At 36.0% G+C, this 20,544-nt stretch carries 19 protein-coding genes; 8 read left to right on the plus strand and 11 right to left on the minus strand.

Annotated features, from left to right (window positions below):
- Positions 1-9: 9 nt before the first annotated feature.
- Positions 10-1,461 carry a peptidylprolyl isomerase gene (locus INR75_RS19360; RefSeq protein WP_175487040.1) on the minus strand — a complete coding sequence of 484 codons (1,452 nt, stop codon included), beginning with the start codon at positions 1,459-1,461 and terminating at the stop codon, positions 10-12.
- Complete coding sequence (locus INR75_RS19365; RefSeq protein ID WP_255584595.1) at positions 1,424-2,284, minus strand: peptidyl-prolyl cis-trans isomerase; 861 nt, start codon at positions 2,282-2,284, stop codon at positions 1,424-1,426. Before INR75_RS19365 ends, INR75_RS19360 begins: the two co-directional genes overlap by 38 nt.
- 250 nt (positions 2,285-2,534) lie before the next feature.
- Between INR75_RS19365 and INR75_RS19370 the strand changes: the two genes are divergently transcribed.
- On the plus strand, positions 2,535-3,092 hold the full coding sequence (locus INR75_RS19370; protein WP_223090109.1) for an OmpH family outer membrane protein: 558 nt from the start codon (positions 2,535-2,537) through the stop codon (positions 3,090-3,092).
- A 77-nt stretch (positions 3,093-3,169) separates the two neighbouring features.
- Here the strand turns inward: INR75_RS19370 and guaB are convergent, their stop codons facing one another.
- The 5 genes from guaB to INR75_RS19395 form a co-directional block, all read right to left on the minus strand.
- The gene (gene guaB / locus INR75_RS19375) at positions 3,170-4,642 is read right to left on the minus strand and encodes an IMP dehydrogenase (protein ID WP_223090110.1); all 1,473 of its coding nucleotides are present in this window, start codon (positions 4,640-4,642) and stop codon (positions 3,170-3,172) included.
- 75 nt (positions 4,643-4,717) lie between these two features.
- A complete protein-coding gene (locus INR75_RS19380) occupies positions 4,718-6,562 on the minus strand; it encodes a tetratricopeptide repeat protein (protein WP_223090111.1) in 1,845 nt (614 codons plus the stop codon).
- Between the two features lie 97 nt (positions 6,563-6,659).
- Positions 6,660-7,523 (minus strand): hydroxymethylglutaryl-CoA lyase, encoded by an 864-nt coding sequence (locus INR75_RS19385; protein ID WP_223090112.1) that lies wholly within the window; start codon positions 7,521-7,523, stop codon positions 6,660-6,662.
- 159 nt (positions 7,524-7,682) lie between these two features.
- On the minus strand, positions 7,683-8,297 hold the full coding sequence (locus tag INR75_RS19390) for a LysE family translocator (RefSeq protein WP_223090113.1): 615 nt from the start codon (positions 8,295-8,297) through the stop codon (positions 7,683-7,685).
- Between the two features lie 12 nt (positions 8,298-8,309).
- Positions 8,310-9,338, minus strand: coding sequence for a quinone-dependent dihydroorotate dehydrogenase (locus INR75_RS19395; RefSeq protein WP_223090114.1), 1,029 nt, complete (start codon positions 9,336-9,338; stop codon positions 8,310-8,312).
- 171 nt (positions 9,339-9,509) lie between these two features.
- On the opposite strand from INR75_RS19395, the gene pepT reads away from it, so the two are divergent.
- From pepT to INR75_RS19415, 4 genes are all read left to right on the plus strand, one after another.
- Positions 9,510-10,742 (plus strand): peptidase T, encoded by a 1,233-nt coding sequence (gene pepT, locus INR75_RS19400; protein WP_223090115.1) that lies wholly within the window; start codon positions 9,510-9,512, stop codon positions 10,740-10,742.
- A 194-nt stretch (positions 10,743-10,936) separates the two neighbouring features.
- Positions 10,937-11,530: a YdeI family protein gene (locus INR75_RS19405; RefSeq protein WP_223090116.1), complete on the plus strand. Its 594-nt coding sequence runs from the start codon at positions 10,937-10,939 to the stop codon at positions 11,528-11,530.
- Between the two features lie 111 nt (positions 11,531-11,641).
- Complete coding sequence (locus INR75_RS19410) at positions 11,642-11,947, plus strand: nucleotidyltransferase family protein (protein WP_223090117.1); 306 nt, start codon at positions 11,642-11,644, stop codon at positions 11,945-11,947.
- Positions 11,916-12,248: a DUF86 domain-containing protein gene (locus tag INR75_RS19415; RefSeq protein ID WP_223090118.1), complete on the plus strand. Its 333-nt coding sequence runs from the start codon at positions 11,916-11,918 to the stop codon at positions 12,246-12,248. Before INR75_RS19410 ends, INR75_RS19415 begins: the two co-directional genes overlap by 32 nt.
- Positions 12,249-12,320: 72 nt before the next feature.
- On the opposite strand, the gene yajC is transcribed toward INR75_RS19415, so the two are convergent.
- The 4 genes from yajC to INR75_RS19435 all read right to left on the minus strand — a co-directional run bounded on the left by yajC (position 12,321) and on the right by INR75_RS19435 (position 15,305).
- Positions 12,321-12,644, minus strand: coding sequence for a preprotein translocase subunit YajC (gene yajC, locus INR75_RS19420; protein ID WP_223090119.1), 324 nt, complete (start codon positions 12,642-12,644; stop codon positions 12,321-12,323).
- Between the two features lie 20 nt (positions 12,645-12,664).
- On the minus strand, positions 12,665-13,129 hold the full coding sequence (locus INR75_RS19425) for a DUF1573 domain-containing protein (protein WP_092543435.1): 465 nt from the start codon (positions 13,127-13,129) through the stop codon (positions 12,665-12,667).
- A 43-nt stretch (positions 13,130-13,172) separates the two neighbouring features.
- On the minus strand, positions 13,173-14,117 hold the full coding sequence (locus INR75_RS19430) for a transcription antitermination protein NusB (RefSeq protein ID WP_223090120.1): 945 nt from the start codon (positions 14,115-14,117) through the stop codon (positions 13,173-13,175).
- A gap of 84 nt (positions 14,118-14,201) precedes the next feature.
- On the minus strand, positions 14,202-15,305 hold the full coding sequence (locus INR75_RS19435; RefSeq protein ID WP_223090121.1) for a Glu/Leu/Phe/Val dehydrogenase: 1,104 nt from the start codon (positions 15,303-15,305) through the stop codon (positions 14,202-14,204).
- 136 nt (positions 15,306-15,441) lie between these two features.
- On the opposite strand from INR75_RS19435, the gene INR75_RS19440 reads away from it, so the two are divergent.
- The 3 genes from INR75_RS19440 to INR75_RS19450 all read left to right on the plus strand — a co-directional run bounded on the left by INR75_RS19440 (position 15,442) and on the right by INR75_RS19450 (position 20,249).
- Positions 15,442-17,199, plus strand: coding sequence for an ABC transporter ATP-binding protein (locus INR75_RS19440; protein WP_223090122.1), 1,758 nt, complete (start codon positions 15,442-15,444; stop codon positions 17,197-17,199).
- A 76-nt stretch (positions 17,200-17,275) separates the two neighbouring features.
- Complete coding sequence (locus tag INR75_RS19445; protein ID WP_092543443.1) at positions 17,276-17,653, plus strand: PUR family DNA/RNA-binding protein; 378 nt, start codon at positions 17,276-17,278, stop codon at positions 17,651-17,653.
- Positions 17,654-17,729: 76 nt separating this feature from the next.
- The gene (locus tag INR75_RS19450) at positions 17,730-20,249 is read left to right on the plus strand and encodes a M14 family zinc carboxypeptidase (RefSeq protein ID WP_223090123.1); all 2,520 of its coding nucleotides are present in this window, start codon (positions 17,730-17,732) and stop codon (positions 20,247-20,249) included.
- Positions 20,250-20,544: the final 295 nt, after the last annotated feature.

Consider the following 20,544-nt stretch of genomic DNA (forward strand, 5'->3'; position numbering starts at 1 on the left):
TAATCTATTTTATTTTTTTAACCAGTTGCTAGTATACTCACAATCTCTGTATTTTCCACTAATTTTAACGTAAGTATCCTGGATTTTTTCTTTTTGCCATTCCTGAATGGCTTTAATTCTTTTATCCTGAAGTGCAAGATCTTTGATCTTCATATAATCTGTACCGTAATCTGCAGTATGCTCTGGAATCCTTTTATCTATTTTTACGATCTTGAAGATTGGTCGTCCCATATCGTCCTGTTCGGTAAGTCGGTAAGAAATTTCTCCTTCATCCAAATCCTGAATCTGGCTATAAAGTCTTGGAGGTAAATTCTTTTGATCGAAACCTAGATCTCCCGTAGTTGGATTTCTCATTTTACCACCGTCAGATTTTGTTTCATCTCTATCTGAAACTTCTCTTGCTGCCTGCGCAAATTCTACTTCTCCATTTTCGATCTTTTCTCTTACAGCATCGATCTCTTCTTTAGCTTTTTCTACCGCTGCATTATTAACATCTGGAATTAAAAGTATATGACGAACATCGATTTCCTGACCTCTAATTTTCACCAATTGTACAATATGATACCCGTACATAGTTTCGAAAGGCTCACTAATCTCTCCTTCTCTTAAAGAGAAAGCTACATCCTTAAATTCTTTTACGAAAGCATCTTTTCTTCCTAAACTTAAAATATCTCCACCGGTTTGAGTATCATCTGAATAAAGGATCGCTTTTGTTGCAAACTTAGAGCCGTTTTCTAAAACGTCTGCTCTAAACTGGTTTAAACGATCGATCGTTTTTTGCTTTTCTTCTTCGGGAACTTCAGGTTTTACTACAATTTCTGAAATCTCAACTTCATCACCAAAAACTGGTAATGAATCCTTAGGAATATCGTTGAAATAAGCTCTAACTTCTTCCGGAGTAACCTCAATATTTTCAACGATCTTTTGTCTCATTTGCTGAGCCAGCTGGCTTTGTTTATTCAGCTCGAACAATTCGTTTCTAAATTCAGCTTCAGAATCTCTTTTATAAAATTCTAATACATCTTCTATAGTTCCCAACTGTCTAACCATACCGGCAATTTGCTGATCGATGTAATTATTGATCTGTGCATCTGGTACAATAATACTATCCTGAATTGCCTGGTGAGCGTATAGCTTGTTTTCCATAAGCGATCCTGCCAACTGGCAATCGGTCACATTTGCAGTACTACCTCCCTGAGACTGGATATCTTTTCTAGTTAGATCTACATCACTATCTAAAATGATATAATCACCAATAACAGCCGCAATACCATCTACCTTTCTGCGCGCTCCTTCTTCTTCAGCTACAGGTTGGTTTTGTACCAATTCGTCTTCCATTTGTATAGAAGTGCTATCTGTAACAATGATCTCCTGCGCACCTGCATTAATACCAAGCAGTAAAGCTGCCAGCATCAAACCTCTTTTAATTGTAAATCTCAAATTGATTGTTTTTAATTGCATCTTTTGTAATATCCTTTTCTAATTGCTTCACCAACTCTAATTTCTGTTTATTAAGCAAAATCTGTTCCACCGTTGGTTTTGCATATTCTAACGGCGCCTGATCGTTTTTCTTTAGCGCATCGTTTACATAGATCAAATAAGTTTCTATAGAATCCTTTAATTCTATGTAATTATCTTTTCGCAACAGCTCAGCTCTATCTTCTACACTAAGCGGAGTTACTTTATCGTAAACTGTTGCTGTTTTTATCCAAACAGAATCATTAAACGAATAATTTTTGAATTGCAGTGCATTTTCCTGCAATTTTACTTTATCCTCTTCATTAAAACGAACAAACCAATCTTTAATTTTATCAAGATTGGTATTATTTGCTTCTAAATTTATATACCTAAGCTTCACAAGATCCTGGCTAAGCTTAAAATTCTCTTTATTTTGCTCGTAATAACTGGCAATTATAGTATCTGTAAAAACCGAATCCAACTCTTTAGACACTACCGCATCTGTGTAAGCATTGGTATATAACTCGTTCTTGTAATTCTCTACCAGCTCATTAAATTCCTTTTGCCTGGCTTCTGGAAGATTTAGTTTTGCACGGTCGATCAATAATTGCTGTGTCGCCCATCGATTAATGTAGCTATTTACAATGATCGTGCTATCTTCAGCAGAAATCCCGTCTCCAACAAGACTTTTAATATCTTCTTCATACAAATAAGAATTATTTACCCGAACAACAACTTTTCGATTATCCTGAGATTTAAAAAGATCACAGGAAATAACCAAAATCGGCACGAAGCCAATTAAAATTGCCTTAAATATTTTCTTCAAAACTGGTAAACAATTCTATTAATCTCAGTAAAAACGCTGTTTTCTGAAATTTCTTATTAAGTGCAGCAAAAATAAGAATTCCTAAAGGTTCTGCAAGCTATAACCTTACTGATTATCAAGCACTGTTTGTATTTTATCGAAAATAGACTGGTAATACCAATCGCCGAAAATGAAAAACTATCATTTTCCTAAAAAATCCTATGTTTAATTGATGCTCACTGTTATATTTGCGCAAAACAAGAGATAAAAAATGAAGAAATTTAGCGTATTAATTACATTTTTATTTTTCGCAATTGCAGCGAATGCACAAAGTAAGATAGGAACGATAGATGCCGAATACATTATTAACAAAATGCCAGAGATTAATGATGTGAATAATGGTGTACAGGCTTACAACGAATCTTTACAGGCAGATGTAGAACAGGCAATTAACACTTACGAAGGATTAATTAAAAATTACCAGGACAGTACTGCTGTTTTTACTGAAGATGTAAAGAAACAACGCGAAAACCAGATTCTTGGATTAGAAAACGAAATTAAACAATTTCGCCAGCGTTCGCAGGTAATGATGCAAATGAAGCGTAATGAACTTACGCAGCCATTATATCAAAAAATAGATGCTGCCATGCAAGAAGTAATTAAAGAAGAAGGATATACACAGATCTTTCATGCAGGTGGAGGCGCTTTAGCATACTCACAACCTGGAAGTGATATTACTGAAAAAGTGATGAAGAAATTAGGAATCTCGATCGAAGAAGTAAATACCACTCAGCCTTCAGCAGATAGTAACAATACAAACTCAAACTAAGTTAGCTAAAGAGTTTGAAAAATATAAAATAAAAAAGCCTGCGGTTGCGGGCTTTTTTATTGATCAAAATTCGTCGATTATCGACTATAATTTGGTGATTCTTTTGTAATTGTTACATCGTGAGGATGACTTTCATGAATACCTGAAGAAGTAATTTTCACGAATTTAGCATGTTCTTTAAGTGCTTCGATATCTTGCGCACCGCAGTACCCCATACCAGCTCTTAAACCTCCAACAAATTGATGGATGCTTTCTTCTAATTCTCCTTTATAAGGTACACGACCAACGATTCCTTCTGGAACCAATTTCTTAATATCATCTTCTACATCCTGGAAATAACGATCTTTAGAACCTTTTTTCATCGCTTCTACAGATCCCATTCCGCGATAAGATTTGAATTTTCTTCCTTCGTATATAATGGTTTCACCAGGAGATTCTTTTGTTCCTGCTAAAAGAGATCCTAGCATCACACAATCTGCTCCTGCAGCAAGTGCTTTAGGAATATCACCGGTATAACGAATTCCACCATCTGCGATAACTGGCACACCGGTTCCTTTTATTGCAGCCGCCACTTCTAAAACCGCTGAAAATTGTGGAAATCCAACTCCTGCTACAACTCTTGTTGTACAAATAGAACCTGGCCCAATTCCTACCTTTACAGCATCTGCACCTGCTTCTACTAAATACTTTGCAGCTTCACCGGTTGCGATATTACCTACAACCACTTCAAGGTCTGGAAATTTAGCTTTAACTTCTTTAAGTACATAAACCACTCCTTTGGTATGGCCATGTGCAGTATCTATGATAATAGCATCTACGCCGGCATTGTACAATGCTTCTGCTCTTTGTACTGCATCTGCAGTAACGCCAATAGCAGCCGCTACTCTTAATCTTCCGTAGCTATCTTTATTTGCATTAGGCTTTTGGGTAAGCTTAGTGATATCTCTAAAGGTAATTAAACCAACAAGCTTATCTTCTTTATTTACTACCGGAAGTTTTTCAATTTTATTTTCCTGAAGAATATCTTCTGCCTGATCTAAAGAGGTCCCTTCAGCAACAGTCACAAGATTTTCTGAAGTCATCACTTCTGAAATAGGGCGTTGATTGTTCTTTTCGAATCTTAGATCGCGATTAGTTACAATTCCTATCAATTTCCCTTCATCATCAACAATTGGAATTCCGCCGATGCTATGCTCTTTCATTTGATCTTTAGCATCCTGAACGGTAGAAGAAATTGGCAAAGTAACAGGATCGATAATCATTCCGCTTTCTGCACGTTTTACTTTACGCACTTTTAAAGCCTGCTGCTCTATCGTCATGTTTTTATGAAGAACACCTATACCTCCCTCTCTGGCCATGGCAATTGCCATACGAGATTCTGTTACGGTATCCATCGCTGCTGAAACAATAGGAACGTTAATCGTAATGTTTTTGGTAAATTTTGTCTGGATATTTACTTCGCGTGGTAAAACCTCAGAGAAGGCAGGGACTAAAAGAACATCATCGTAAGTAAGCCCTTCTCCCAGAATTTTGGATTCGTGTGCAACCATAGCAATTAAGAATTTAATTGCATGCAAATATACACAGTTTTCGGTAGAATGCGTTAGGTTTAGGTGAATAAATCCTTAATCATTGTTTTTTCTGAAACAAACGATAAATTCAGATCCTTCCCCCGGATAACTTTTAATTTCCAGACGTGCGTTATTCAGCGTTAAAAATTGTTTCACCAGCAACAAACCAATCCCTGTACCGGTCTCCATTTCCGTTCCCAGTTCAGACATGATCTGTGTATTAAAATTCTTAATCTGCTCTATTCGCGCTTCAGAAATTCCATCACCACCATCCCTTATCTTGAAAAGCACACATTTAGGTTCTTCAGCATAATGAATTTTAATTTCGCTACCTGGATGCGTAAACTTAATGGCATTACTAATTAGGTTATGAAGTATGATCGAAAGATGCCCATTATCAACAAAAATCGGACTCAAATTTGAAGGAATTTCGTGGGTAATCTGAATATTTTTTGACTTCGCAACCAGATAATGCGCCTCCATAATCTCTTTAACTCGCTTTGCCAGTATCACCTCTTCGATGTACATTTTAGCACCTTCTAGCTGCGAATTGGCCCATTGCAATAAATTTTGAAGCATAGTTGACGTTGCTGATACCTGCTTAAGCATTTCATCCAAAAGCTCGGCCTGCTCTTTCTCGGTAAACTCGCCAGTTTTTATAAGCTCTAATAACTTTTGAATAGAACCAATTGGCGATTTTAAGTCATGCGATAAAATAGAAAATAATCGATCTTTACTTTTATTGATCTTCGCAAGTTCTTCGTTACGCTCTGTGATCACATCATTTTTCTGAAGTATAAGTCGGTTTTTCTCTTCAAGTGTTTTTCTAAACTTTTCTTTTTGGCGATAACTTTTAATTCTGAAAAATAAAACTAACAATAGGACAAATCCGGCGAATAAGAGAATGGCAATAATGAGCTTATTTTTAGAAAGCTCTTTATCTTTCTGCATCTTCTCTGAACGCAAACGTCGATTATCTTCTTCCTTTTGTTCCAGGTTTAGAAGATTTATGGCTCTAATTCTTTTTTGATCATACAGGGAATCTCTATACGCTTTGTTTTCTTTCGAAAATAGCACCGCATTTTCCAATTCTCCTTTTGCTTCGTAGATATCGAATAAAACCCCGGTAATTCGTTCTAATTCAAAAAAAGAAGCATTAGTTTTTCCAAACCCAAGTGCTTTCAAACCAAATTCTTCGGCAGTATCCAGATTATTTAAAGCAAGGTTGGTTCTTGCCAGGCCGTAATAAGAAAATGCTTTTTCCCAATTATTGGGTGCTACCGTATCATTTAAAACGCTTTGATAGTAATTTTGTGCTGTTTTGATCTGGTCTTTTTCGTAAGCTAAATTTCCTAACTGATTTAAAGTAAGATGCTCGATATCTTTCCTTTTCGATGCAACAGCCAAAGTAAGCGCACTATCCAAGGTCACTTTAGCACTTTCTAACTCTCCAGATTGAAGTTCTGATACCCCAAGATTAATTATAGCAGGAGCTGCAGCATATTCATCTTCAGCTAAGTTATAATAATCGATGGCCTGTTTAAAATATTCAATCGCTTCATTGTGACGATCGATTCCTTGCTGAATAAGCCCGAGACCATTTAGACATTTACCAATTCCTTCCCAGTTTTCGGCTTCTCGAAAAAGTTTTTCTGCTTCAAGAAAATGAGACAAAGAAAGATAGTATTCCCCTTTTACATAAAATGCAACTGCATATCTATGCTGAAGTTTGCCCTTTAGGTTCGCGTCATCACTCTGAGCTATAAAAGTTTTGGCTTTATCTAGTTTGCTTTTAGCAAGCTTAAAATCATTGAATATGAATTCGTTGGCTTCTTTCAAATAAAAAGAAGCCGAATCGGCTATTTGCTCTTGTGAGAAATCTGACTGAGCCAATGCCAATTTTGTAAGAAAAAGAAAGAAAATTCCTAAAAACCTGATTCGCAAAACTTAACGCTATTAATCCTGCACAATAATAAGAAGAAAACTAAAGATTTTCCTAATGATAAGCTTTGAAGATTTCACTAGCTTTATTAAAAGCCGCCTCAAAACTTCCCATTCTTAAATTAGTATTTTGCTTTTTGGTGTTGAAATAGGAGTACATTTTTTCTGTAGGCATATTACCTGTAAGCTCATCTTTTGCCATTGGGCAACCACCAAACCCCTGAATGGCACCATCAAATCGAGTACAACCCGATGTAAAAGCAGCATCTACTTTTTCGAACCAGGTTCCCGGCGCGATGTGTAAATGCGCACCAAACTCGATATTGGAGAATTTCGGGATTAATTCTGAAAACAAATAAGTGATAACTTCTGGTGTTGAAGTCCCAACAGTGTCAGACAATGATAAGATCTTTACCCCCATTCCCGATAACTTTTCAGTCCATTCTCCAACAATTTCAACATTCCAGGGATCGCCATAGGGATTTCCGAAGCCCATAGAAAGATATGCAACGACCTCTTTATTGGCTTGACCTGCGATGTCTAAAATTTCCTTCAAGATTTCTACCGATTCATCAATCGTTTTATGCGTATTACGCATCTGGAAGTTTTCTGAAATTGAAAATGGGTATCCTAAATAAGCAATTTCAGGAAATTGAGCAGCATCTTCAGCGCCACGTGTATTGGCTACGATTGCCAAAAGTTTACTTTTTGTTTTGCTAAGATCGAGCATTGAAAGCACCTCAGCAGTATCGCGCATTTGAGGAATTGCCTTTGGAGAAACAAAGCTACCAAAATCGATAGTATCGAAACCGCATTGTAATAAAGACTGAATATATCTTGCTTTAGCCTGTGTTGGAATAAAATCTTTAATTCCCTGCATGGCATCACGCGGACATTCGATAAGTTTTATTTCTCCCATGCTTCCAAAGATAGTTTTTTAGATTTTGATAATAAAATCTAATGTTTATTCAGAAATAGATAATTGGTTCTGAAAAAATTGGTGCTATCTAGCAGATCGAAATTGTATAAATTCTGGCGTCATTTTTATACAATCCTGACAAACAAGAACTTATGGAAATCAAATCAGAATAAAAACTCCAATTCCTATAAACACTAAAACCTGCGTCCATTTTAAAACCACACCCGAATTTCGATGTTTTTGAAGGTATTTTGAAATGCTTCCGGCAAGGATCGCAACTAATACAAAGATCAAAAACCCCTGAAGCATAAAAATGAGTCCTAAAATATAGAATTGCAGCACCGTATTTCCTTCAGGTTCCCATAAAAATCCGGGGAAAAGCGCTAAAAAAAAGATTGTCACCTTTGGATTTAAAACATTCATTATAAATCCCTGCCTATACAATCCAAATAGACTTTTTTGTTTAATTCCTTCCGTAGAAAAAGCTATTTTAGGATCACTTTTAAAGACTTTGTAAGCCAAAAAGAATAAATAAGCCGCACCAAGACATTTTATAATCAAATAAATGGTTTCCGACTGTTTTATTATTGCTGAAACGCCAAAAGCCACCAAAGTGGTATGCACTATCACTCCAGAAACTAGTCCCAAAGCCGTAATAATAGCATGCTTTTTTCCATTCGCCATTCCCTGTACCAAAACATAAATAATATCTGGTCCCGGGGCAAGCGTAAGTAAGATCGTTGCGGTTAAAAATGGAATGATCTGTTCTAACAAAAGCTCTTTAAATTACGATTTTGGATAATTTTCGAGGATCTTTTTATTGATCGCCTTAATAAGCGCAGGGCCTTCGTAAATAAATCCGGTGTATAATTGCACCAAACTTGCGCCGGCTTCTAACTTTTCGATAGCATCCTCTGCGGTATGAATTCCGCCCACACCAATGATTGGAAAAGCTCTATTACTTTTTTCTGAAAGAAATTTAATCACCTCGGTAGATCTTTTGGTAAGAGGTTTACCGCTAAGGCCACCGGTTTCATTTTTATCTTCAGAGTGTAATCCTTCTCGAGAGATCGTAGTATTTGTTGCAATTACTCCGTCGATCTTAGTTTCCTGAACAATATCGATAATATCCAAAAGCTGAGAATCGGTAAGATCTGGTGCGATTTTTAACAATATTGGCTTTTGTTTTGGCTTCACATCATTTAGCTCCATCAAAGTTTTCAGCAAATGTGTTAAGGGTTCTTTATCCTGAAGCGCTCGTAAATTTGGTGTATTTGGCGAACTTACATTTACCACAAAATAATCTACATGATCAAACAAAGCTTCAAAACAGATCTTATAATCTTCAACAGCTTCTTCGTTTGGCGTCACTTTATTTTTACCAATATTACCGCCAATTAAAACATCTGTATTTTTCTTCAGCTCTTCTACCATTTGCTCAACACCACCATTATTAAAACCCATTCGGTTAATAATAGCCTGATCTGCTTTCAATCTAAAGAGGCGTTTTTTATCATTCCCAGGCTGTGGTTTTGGCGTAACCGTACCAACTTCTATAAAACCGAAACCAAGATTCGATAATTCCTTATATAATTTTGCATCTTTATCGAATCCAGCCGCTAATCCAACCGGATTTTTAAACTTGAGTCCAAAAACTTCCCGACTTAATCGCGGATCGTTATTGCTGAATTTTGATCTTAAAATTGCGGATACACCCGGAATTTTATTTAATTTCTTTAAACTATTAAAAGTGAAATGATGAATTGCCTCTGGATCGTATTTAAAAAGTATCGGGCGAATTAAAGACTTGTACATATTCGGCTGGTTTGTGCAAAAATAAATGAATTGTAAAAATGAACATACTAAATCTTAAAAGGTTTTGTACCCGGATGTCAATTCGCTAATTTTGATTTGATAAACGAGATTTATTTCAGGAAAAAATCCTTTAGAGAATCAAGTAATTTTAGACAACTAACACCAACAAATATGATCAATAAACAAGAAGTTTTAGATCGATTTATAAGCTATATAAGCATTGACACCCAAAGTGATCCTGTAAGCGAAACTACGCCTAGCACAGAAAAACAATGGATTCTCGCCAAAAAACTGGCTAAAGAACTGGAAGAAATGGGAATGCAGGAAGTAAGTATCGACGAGAATGCTTATGTAATGGCCACTTTGCCTGCAAATGTCGATAAAGAATGCCCCGTGATTGGCTTTGTATCTCATTTTGATACTTCACCAGATTTTAATGGCGCGAATATTAATCCGCAGATTATCGAAAATTACGATGGTGGCGATATCGTTCTTAATGCTGAAAAAAATATTATGCTGTCTTCGGAATATTTTGACGATTTGAAACAGTACGAAGGGCAAACTATTATTACTACCGATGGTACCAGCCTTTTAGGCGCCGATGATAAAGCCGGAATTACTGAAATCATGTCGGCCATGAAATATCTTTTAGAACATCCTGAAATTAAACATGGCAAGATAAAAGTTTGCTTTACACCAGATGAAGAAATTGGTCGTGGAGCACATAAATTTGATGTTGCTAAGTTTGGAGCAGACTGGGCATACACGATGGATGGCAGCCAGATTGGCGAATTAGAGTACGAAAATTTTAATGCCGCAAGCGCTAAAGTGACCGTTACAGGAAAAAGCGTACATCCCGGTTATGCCAAAGATAAAATGGTAAACAGCATGTATATTGCTCAGGATTTTATCAACTCACTACCGAGACTAGAAACTCCGGAACATACTGAGGGTAGACAGGGTTTTTTCCACTTAAGCAATATCAATGGAGATGTTGAAGAAACCGTGCTTCAATATATTATTCGCGATCACGATAAAAAGCATTTTGAAGCTCGTAAACAAATGATCCAGGATCTAGGTTTGGAGATTTGCAAGCAGTACGATAGCGAATGTGTACAGGTTGTAGTTAAAGATCAATACCGTAACATGCGCGAAAAGATCGAACCAATGATGCATATTGTAGATCTGGCAAAAGAAGCGATGGAAGCGGTTGAGGTAACACCAATTATTAAACCTATTCGTGGTGGAACAGATGGTTCTCAACTAAGTTTTATGGGGCTTCCCTGCCCTAATATTTTTGCTGGCGGACATAATTTCCACGGAAAATATGAATATGTACCTTTAGAAAGTATGCTAAAAGCTACTGAAGTTATCATAAAAATTGCCGAACTTAATGCTAGGTAATTCTTTAGAAAATCAAGATTAGTGATTTATCAATTAAATATCGGTAAATTATAATCGTTCATGTCACCCTGAACTTGATTCAGGGTCTCATCTACAAAGTGCTGTTTTTAGGATCTGAAGAGATTCCGGATCAAGTCCGGAATGACAAAATTTAAGAAATAAATTATAATCAATTTTAAGCTAAATTGATCGCTATGGCAGTAAAAAACGTAGAAGAATACATTGAAGTTCATAAGTATTGGCAAACCGAGTTAAGACAGATTCGGAAGATGCTTCAGGAAACCATTTTAGAAGAAACTATAAAATGGGGAGCGCCAACTTATACGCTAAAAAACAAGAATGTTGCAGGACTTGCAGCCTTTAAAAATCATATTGCATTGTGGTTTTTTAACGGGGCCTTACTTCAGCAGAACACAGGCTTACTTGTAAATGCCCAGGAAAACAAAACCAAAGCTTTACGGCAAATTAGATTTGAAAAAGGCGAAGAAATTAATACTGATATTTTGCTTCCGTATGTTTTAGAAGCGATCGAAAACCAGAAGCTTGGAAAAACGATAAAAGCTTCAAGAAAAAAAGATCTTATCATTCCACCTGAATTGAAACTAGCTTTAAAAAATGATGCTGAATTAAACGAATCTTACTGCCAGCTCACTTCAGGAAAACAAAGAGAATATGCCGATCACATTAGCGAAGCCAAAAGAGAAACTACACGAGCAAAGCGATTAGAAAAAATTATCCCAATGATAAAACAAGGCGTAGGATTACACGATAAGTATAAAAATTGCTGATTTATATTATTGTAACTTCTGCTTCTTAATGCTCCAGACATTCTTAAAAATCTTATCAAAAAATTAGATTATATTAGCTATATGAATCTGAAAGAATCACTTAAATATAGGATGTCTGATTTTTTGACGTTATGTAAAACTCATAACGTTAAAACATTATACGCTTTTGGTTCTTCTACAACAGATCATTTTAACGAAGATACAAGTGATATCGATCTTTTAATTGAAATTGAAAATAACGACCCTATTGAAAGAGGCGAAAATCTTATAAATATTTGGGACGAACTCGAACAGTTTTTTCAAAGAAAAGTTGATTTACTTACCAACAGCTCCATTAAAAATCCAATTCTTAGACAGGAAATCGAGTCTACCAAAATTTTAATCTATGATGGACAAAAGCAGGAAATATCTATCTGATATTTTAATCGCTATTGATTTAATAGAAGATTTTATCATAGACATTTCAGATTTTAATGACTATGAGAAGGACCTAAAAACACAAAGTGCTGTAGAAAGGCAGTTAGCCGTTATAGGTGAAGCTCTAAATAAATTTAAAAAAGTCGCTCCAGATATCAGCATCGAAAATGATAAACGAATAATTTCGTTCAGAAATAGACTAGTTCATACTTACGACAGCATCGATAATTCCATCGTTTGGGCAATAATTAATAGAAATCTGAAACCGTTAAAAAAGGAGATTAAAGATTTTTTAAACTAAACATTGCTTTATATCTATAAAAAAATCCCTTCAGAAATTCTAAAGGGATTTTTTTATTATTAAAAGAAAAAGTTACTTTTTCTCTTCTTTTAGCTTTTTATCTTCCTTAGCAGGTTTAGCCGGCTCGTTAAGCTTTTGGCTCATTTCAAGAGATATTGAAGATTTGTCGAAAGTGATCTTTCCAGCACCGGTTTCAATAATTACCGCGTTGTTTTTCTCACTAAAATCGATAATTTTACCATGCATTCCGCTTTTGGTAACTACTCGATCTCCTTTTTTTAATTCAGCAATAAAGCTTTTCTCCTGTTTAGCCTTTTTCATTTGCGGGCGTATCATAAAAAAATACACTACGGCAAACATTAAGATTAAAGGAAGAAATTGTTGTATTTGATCCATATAAATTTAATTCTCGCTATTTAGCTTGCGTTCTCTGCTTCTACAAAAGCTTTAATTTTTATTTGCTCTTGCCCATTTTCTGTATTGGCAGAAATGGTTACTGTTTTTTGAACCTGTCCTCTACCAGAACCATTGTATTTTACAAGCATTTCACCTGTTTCTCCTGGCTGGATAGATTCGTTTTTATGATATTCTGGCACAGTACATCCACAAGTACTTTTTGCATTAGTAATTACTAATGGCGCTCTACCAGTATTTGTAAAAGTAAATACATGTTCTACTGGCTCTCCTTGAGGAATGTTCCCAAAATCGAACTCAGTTTCATCGAATGATAGCTCTGGATATACAGTTGCTTTAGAATCACGTGCTGCTGCTGCATCTACGTTTTCAGCTTTCACTTTTTCTGAAGCGCTGCTTCCAGCATCCTTGCAGGAAGTAAAGAACATAGTTCCTACTGCTGCTATTAATAAAATTCCTTTTTTCATAATATGTATAAATTTGAGGTTTAAAATTAAGAAAAAATCTAGACTACATAAGGCCGCGCCCTATTTTATTTAATTTCCCGTCGGTTTTATATTCTTTTGAAAGTTTATCCAAAATACCGTTTATAAAAATACTACTTTTTGGGGTACTGTATTCTTTACTGATCTCCAGATATTCGTTAATTGTAACTTTCACCGGAATCGATGGAAATTCTAAGAACTCGCAGATCGCCATTTTAATAAGCACTGTATCGATCTCGGCAATCCTATCTTTATCCCAGTTTGGTGTTTTTCCCTGCATTTCTTCGGAAAGCTTCGCATCTTTTAAATATGTTTTTCTGAAAAGATTCACTGCAAACTCTTTATCATCTATAGATTTAAAAAGCTTAGGAAGTTTATCCTCTGGCGAAGCTGTTTCCTTCAATTTCTGAAGCATTTTTACCACCGCCGTATTTACTAAAGGAAGATCATCTAACCAGGTAAGTTTTTTATCTTCAAAATAATCGTAGATCTTGTCATTTGGCGCAATTACCTTTTTAAAGATGGCAAGAATAAAATCTTTATCCTCTTTAAACGAGTTATCTCTCGTTTCCATGTAATCTGCAAATGCGTCACTTTCTTTAATCTCGTTCCATAAAATTGCAACATACTCATCGTCAAACTTCCAGTGATTAAGTTTACGATCGTCGATAATTTGCTCTAATTGGGTGTTTTGTTCTAAAATTTCAAAAACTGAATTCTGAACAAACTTCCTGTTAGGATCTTTATCTTCCTGTGTTGCGAGATGTTTTTGTTGGGAACGTTCTAAAAAAGTTTCGGCATGCGCTTTAATTTCGGTTAACAAACTTAGCTGAAGCACAAAAAGATCGTACATCTCTTCCATGCTTTTTAGCAGGAATTTCTCCTCGCTCGCAAGATTGTCATTTTCACTTTGGTTGAATGCGTATAAGGACTGCATTACCTTAACTCGAATATGTCTTCTTGTCAACATAACTGTAAAAGAACTTTTTTAGAATTTAAAAAGGGCGAAAGATTATTCTTTCGCCCTGCAAAAATACCAATATTTTGATTCTGGCTACTTCAAACTTGATTTTTTTCTATCTTCAATTCTTTGCTTGGCAATTTTAAGCGCTGCAAAGTGAGTTGTCATGTCTTCTTTTGCCGCAGTTTCAAGGATTTGCAAAGTAGTATTGTAGATATTTTCAGTCTTCGTCATAATATCCTGTCTGCTGTATTTTTCTAATTCAGCATACACATTTATAATTCCACCGGCATTAATTAGAAAATCTGGTGCATAAACAATTCCGCGTTCACGTAAAATTTGCCCATGTTTTACCTCATCATATAATTGATTGTTGGCAGCACCGGCTACAACTTTACAGTTTAAACGGTTTACGGTATCATCGTTAATTGTTGCCCCTAAGGCACAAGGAGCATAAATATCTACATGAGCGCTATAAACATCTGCTTCATCAAAAATAATCGCACCATATTTATTGCGAACTTCCTGTAAACGCTCTTCGCTAATATCACTAATGTATACTTTAGCTCCGTCGTTAGTTAGATATTCCACTAAGGTTTCGCCAACGTGACCAATTCCCTGTACCAACACAGAACGACCTTCTAACTCATCTGTACCAAACTGATATTTAGCAGCGGCTTTTATTCCCATAAAAACACCGTAGGCAGTAACTGGCGATGGATTTCCCGATCCTCCTCTTTCTTCAGAAATACCGGTTACATAAGGAGTTACATCTCTTACCAAATCCATATCTGCAGTTTCCATCCCAACATCTTCAGCAGTTATATATTTTCCTCCAAGAGAATCTACATACTCACCAAACTTCATCATTAACTCTGGAGTCTTTTGGGTTTTAGCATCACCAATAATCACTGCTTTACCTCCACCAAGGTTTAAACCTGTGATCGCACTTTTAAACGTCATCCCACGAGATAAACGCAATACATCATTTAATGCTTCCCACTCGCTGGTATAATTCCACATTCTGGTACCGCCTAAAGCTGGCCCCAAAACTGTGTTATGAATACCTATTATTGCTTTTAATCCTGTATCTTTGTCGTTACAAAAAACAACCTGTTCATGATTATCGAACGAAAGCTGTCCAAAAACTGGTGCAGCTTTTTTAAGTTCTTTAGCATTTAAAACATCAACTTGCATAAATTTGCGGGTTTTATATTAATGTCATTTTTAATTATCCATAAAATTACGGCACAAAAATAAGAATATTTTAATTTTACACCATTAAAATTTGGTTAAAATATGATATCCTTAAAATTAGAGATCTTTTTTAAGAATGAAACATTTAAGAACGCTCAATAAATTCTTTATAAAATATAAATGGAAACTGCTTCTGGGATTGGTAGTAACGATCATCTCCCGGATCTTTGGTTTGTACTTTATACCTCTTGTAGGAAATTCTACAGATGCCATACAACAATACCTGAATGGAGAACTCACCAATTATGATGCTTTTAAAGCAGAATTGATTCAGAATATCCTGCTGTTGGTAGGAACCACTTTAATTTCGGCATTTTTCACTTTTCTTATGCGGCAAACTTTTATTGTGGTTTCTCGTCATATCGAGTATGATCTTAAAAATGTAGTTTACAAACACTATCAGGAATTGTCGCTTAATTTTTATAAAAAGAATCGTACCGGCGATCTAATGAACCGTATTAGTGAAGATGTCACTAAAGTAAGAATGTATTTAGGGCCGGCAATTATGTATACGGTTACTACGCTTACTTCTACCATTGTGGTATTGATCTTTATGTTACAGGCAGCACCAGTGCTTACACTTTACACTGTAATCCCACTTCCTATTTTGAGTTTTGCAATCTATAAGTTAAGTGTAGCAATACAAAAGCGAAGCACAATTGTTCAGCAATATTTATCGAAATTAAACACCTTTACCCAAGAAAGTTTCAGTGGAATTGCTGTTATAAAATCTTATGGTTTAGAACAACAAACCGACAACAACTTTACAGAACTTTCGAATTCGAGCAGGGATAAAAATATCGATCTTGTAAAAGTTCAGGCATTTTTCTTTCCGCTCATGGTTTTACTTATCGGAATAAGTAATGTCCTTGTAATTTACGTTGGTGGGCGCCAGTATATCACCGGCCAAATCGACAATCTTGGTGTGATTGTAGAGTTTCTACTTTACGTAAATATGTTAACCTGGCCTGTAGCTTCTATTGGATGGGTTACTTCTTTGGTAAAGCAAGCCGAAGCTTCACAAGAACGTATCAATGAATTTTTAGATAGTGATCCAGAAATTAAAAATCATAAAGAAACTGAAGACCAGATAAAAGGTAAAGTCACATTTAAGAATGTAACTTTCACTTATGAAGACACCAATATCACGGCTTTAAAAAATATCTCTTTTGAAGTAAATCAAGGAGAAACCTTGGCCATTATTGGTAAAACCGGATCTGGTAAATCTACGGTTCTCGATCTTATTGGCCGACTTTATGATGTGGAAGATGGCGCTATAGAAGTTGATGGTAAGAATGTAAAAAACCTGAATCTTGATAGCCTTAGAAGAAATATTGGATACGTGCCGCAAGATGCCTTCTTATTTAGCGATTCGATTAGAAACAACATCAAATTCGGTAAAGAAAACGCGACAGATCAAGATGTGATCGAAGCCGCTAAAACAGCTTCTGTACACAAAAATATCCAGAATTTTAGCAAAGGTTACGACACCGTTCTTGGTGAACGAGGAATCACCTTATCTGGCGGGCAAAAACAGCGAGTTTCTATTGCCAGGGCGATTATTCAAAATCCGCAAATCCTGCTTTTCGACGATTGTCTTTCAGCTGTAGATACTGAAACCGAAGAGGCAATTCTTAGCAATCTTTTCAAAATATCTCGTGATAAAACGACTATTATTGTGAGTCACAGAATTTCTTCAGCAAAAAATGCAGATAAAATAATTATTCTTGAAGACGGAAATATCGTACAACAGGGCACTCACGAAGAATTAATCAAAACAGACGGATATTATAAAGAACTGTACGCAAAACAGTTAAATGAGAAAGAAATGTGAAAATTTCTTGTAAGATGTTAATTTTTTTTAGATTTTTGAGGGCAACTTTACTAAACCATTTAAAGAATTATATTTTATGAGCGACAAGGGATTGATGGAGAAAGAAGAAATATTCTCTAAAGTACTAAGAGCGGGAAGAAGAACTTATTTCTTTGATGTGAGAGCGACTCGTGCCAACGACTATTACCTAACCATCACAGAAAGTAAAAAATTCACCAACGACGACGGATCTTTCTATTACAAAAAACACAAAATTTACCTTTACAAAGAAGATTTTGCCGGTTTTACAGAAATCCTACAGGAAATGACAGATTTTATTCTGGACGAAAAAGGTGAAGAAGTGATAAGCGAACGTCATCAAAAAGACTTTAAACCTTCTTACGAAGGTACCGGTGCAGTAGAAACCAAAACTGCTCCAGAAAATTTTACTGATGTAAGCTTTGACGATATCTAAAAAATTACTCTTAAATTGTTAACCGCCTCCCAACCAGAGGCGGTTTTTTTTATTTTATACCTCAAAATTTTAAACTATGAAAAAAATTTTTATTCTCTTTTTTCTTATTTCAAGCATTAGTTTTCAGGCTCAGGATTTCGATACTTTGAGCTTGGATTACTATTTACCAAAGAACATTACCTACAATGCCGATATTCCAAAACCACAGGATGTTATTGGATTTGTGCCAGGGCAATATCACATTAGCCACGATAGATTAGTAAATTATATGACTAAACTTGCTGAAGTTTCCCCCCGCATCAGCATAGAAAACCGTGGTACTACTTACGAAGGAAGACCGCTTTTACTGCTTACCATTTCTTCTGAAGAAAATATTCAGAATATCGACCAAATTCAGCAAGATCATAAAGCTTTAGTTGAAGAAGGCTCTGAAGATATAAATACTGAGAACATGCCTATTGTGGTAAACCAGGGATTCTCGATTCATGGGAACGAACCTAGCGGAACCAATGCCGCGCTACTTGCCGCTTACTATTTAGCTGCAGCTGAAGGTGATGAAATCGAAGAATTATTAGACAATACCATTATTCTTTTTGACCCTTCTTTTAATCCAGATGGATTGCAGCGTTTCGCCTATTGGGCAAACACTAATCGTAGTGCTAATATCAATGCAGATCCGCAAGATCGCGAATACGACGAAGTTTGGCCAGGCGGAAGAACCAATCACTACTGGTTTGACTTAAACCGTGACTGGCTACCGGCACAATTACCAGAATCCAGAGCAAGAATTAAAACCTTCCATAGATGGTATCCTAATATTCTTACAGATCACCATGAAATGGGTTCTAATTCTTCATTTTTCTTTCAACCTGGGATTCCGTCGAGAACGCATCCTTTAACGCCAGACCTTAACCAGGAACTTACTCAGGAGATCGGGAAATATCACGCTGCAGCTTTCGATAAATTGGGCAGCTTTTATTTTACTGAAGAAAGCTACGATGACTTTTACTACGGAAAAGGTTCTACCTTCCCCGATATTAACGGAAGTATTGGAATCTTGTTCGAGCAGGCCAGTTCTCGCGGGCATGCACAGGAAACCGATAATGGATTATTAACTTTTCCTTTCACTATTAGAAATCAATTCACCGCAGCACTTTCTACTTTAGAAGCCGCAAAGAACATGAGGGTGAAATTGTTGAATTATCAGCGTGATTTTTATAAAAACGCTCGAAACTCTGCCGCTAAAGGTGCCTGGGCTTTTGGAAGTGAAAAAGATGCCACTTCTGCTTATCATTTAGCTGAAATCATGAAAAGGCATCAAATCGAAATTCATCCGGTAAACGAGGAATTCAGCGAAAATGGCAAAACCTATAAGCCGGGTTCAGCATATATTATTCCGAAGAATCAAAGACAACATCGCCTGGTCGAAGCTATGTTAGAGAAAAGAACCACGTTTGAGGACAGCTTATTTTATGATATTTCAGCATGGACGTTTCCGCTTGCTTTCAATGTAGATTATACCAGCGATGCCTCTTTAAGCAATGCAGGAGATGCCATTGATGAACTGCAAAAACCAGCAGTTCCTTCCGTAGAAAAGAGCGAATATGCTTACGTAATGGAATGGCATGACTACAATGCTCCAAAAGCGCTGAATATGATCTTAAACAAAGGCTTAAGAGCCAGCGTTGCCATGAAAAAATTCGGCACTAAAAATAAAGAATATGACTACGGAAGCATTATGATCCCGGTTCAGAATCAAAAACTAGATAAAGATGAACTTTTTGATTTTATAAAAAATGTTTCTGAAACTGCTAATATCGAGATTGATGCCGTGGGTACTGGTTTAACTTCAGGAATTAATCTTGGTAGCCGCTTTTTTCTTCCGTTAGAAAAACAAGAAATCGCTCTTTTAGTTGGCGAAGGCATTACTCCTTATGATGCAGGAGAGATATGGCATTTATTCGACCAGCGCTACGATATTAAAGTTACAAAATTGAATACACGCAATTTTGGTCGTGCCGATCTTAGCCGCTATACCGATATTATTATGGTGAACAGCTGGGGATCTGCACTGGATAAAAATGATACCGAAAAACTTAAAACCTGGATAAGAAATGGCGGAACTTTGATCGCCTATAGAAATGCTTCACGCTACCTGAGTGCTAATGACCTGTTGAATATTAAAACGATCAATAACCGAATCGACGCTAAAAACATTAGTTTTGAACAGCAAAGAGATTTCTACGGAGCACAGGGAATTAACGGTGCTATTTTTGAAGCCGAGTTAGATCGTTCTCATCCTATTAATTTTGGATATAAAAATGATAAGCTGGCGCTTTTTAGAAATACAAGCATTTTTGTTGAAGCAGACGAGCAGAGTTATAACAATCCCATCCAATATACCAACGATCCTTTACTTAGTGGTTATATAAGCGAAGAAAAAAGTGAGGATATTAAAAACACTGTACCTTTTAAAACCGGCGGTTTTGGAAGAGGAAACGTGATCTATTTTACAGATAATACAAACTTTAGAGCATTTTGGTACGGCACCAATAAGCTTTTAATGAATGCTATTTTCTTTGGTGATCATATGTAATTACGTTCTAGAAAAACTACTTTATATCTAATTGATATTCGATAAAAAGGCAGTTGTTTTTAAAACAGCTGCCTTTTTTATTCGGGCAAGTTTTAAATCTCTGGTGCTCTAATTTCTATTTTCATTAGTTTAAAAGAGCTTAAAACAAAATGACCAATTTGGTTTGAGACCCGATTATCGTGTAAATTTTGGGTTTTATTTAAAATAATCTTTCTCCTAGTCTATGCTTTTCTCTTTATCTTGCGCTATATTTTAGCGTGTAGCGTAACTTCGATCTACACCCAACGGAACTGAA

Source organism: Zunongwangia sp. SCSIO 43204 (genome assembly GCF_019904275.1).
GTDB lineage: Bacteria > Bacteroidota > Bacteroidia > Flavobacteriales > Flavobacteriaceae > Zunongwangia > Zunongwangia mangrovi.

Bases quoted from the DNA above. Each gene is read 5' to 3' on its own strand.
- pepT (WP_223090115.1), top strand. From the start codon at position 9,510: ATGATCAATAAACAAGAAGTTTTAGATCGATTTATAAGCTATATAAGC.
- INR75_RS19450 (WP_223090123.1), top strand. From the start codon at position 17,730: ATGAAAAAAATTTTTATTCTCTTTTTTCTTATTTCAAGCATTAGTTTT.
- INR75_RS19440 (WP_223090122.1), top strand. From the start codon at position 15,442: ATGAAACATTTAAGAACGCTCAATAAATTCTTTATAAAATATAAATGG.
- INR75_RS19395 (WP_223090114.1), bottom strand. From the start codon at position 9,338: ATGTACAAGTCTTTAATTCGCCCGATACTTTTTAAATACGATCCAGAG.
- INR75_RS19370 (WP_223090109.1), top strand. From the start codon at position 2,535: ATGAAGAAATTTAGCGTATTAATTACATTTTTATTTTTCGCAATTGCA.
- INR75_RS19410 (WP_223090117.1), top strand. From the start codon at position 11,642: ATGTCTGATTTTTTGACGTTATGTAAAACTCATAACGTTAAAACATTA.
- guaB (WP_223090110.1), bottom strand. From the start codon at position 4,642: ATGGTTGCACACGAATCCAAAATTCTGGGAGAAGGGCTTACTTACGAT.
- INR75_RS19415 (WP_223090118.1), top strand. From the start codon at position 11,916: ATGATGGACAAAAGCAGGAAATATCTATCTGATATTTTAATCGCTATT.
- INR75_RS19430 (WP_223090120.1), bottom strand. From the start codon at position 14,117: ATGTTGACAAGAAGACATATTCGAGTTAAGGTAATGCAGTCCTTATAC.
- INR75_RS19445 (WP_092543443.1), top strand. From the start codon at position 17,276: ATGAGCGACAAGGGATTGATGGAGAAAGAAGAAATATTCTCTAAAGTA.
- INR75_RS19425 (WP_092543435.1), bottom strand. From the start codon at position 13,129: ATGAAAAAAGGAATTTTATTAATAGCAGCAGTAGGAACTATGTTCTTT.
- INR75_RS19435 (WP_223090121.1), bottom strand. From the start codon at position 15,305: ATGCAAGTTGATGTTTTAAATGCTAAAGAACTTAAAAAAGCTGCACCA.
- INR75_RS19385 (WP_223090112.1), bottom strand. From the start codon at position 7,523: ATGGGAGAAATAAAACTTATCGAATGTCCGCGTGATGCCATGCAGGGA.
- INR75_RS19360 (WP_175487040.1), bottom strand. From the start codon at position 1,461: ATGCAATTAAAAACAATCAATTTGAGATTTACAATTAAAAGAGGTTTG.
- INR75_RS19405 (WP_223090116.1), top strand. From the start codon at position 10,937: ATGGCAGTAAAAAACGTAGAAGAATACATTGAAGTTCATAAGTATTGG.
- yajC (WP_223090119.1), bottom strand. From the start codon at position 12,644: ATGGATCAAATACAACAATTTCTTCCTTTAATCTTAATGTTTGCCGTA.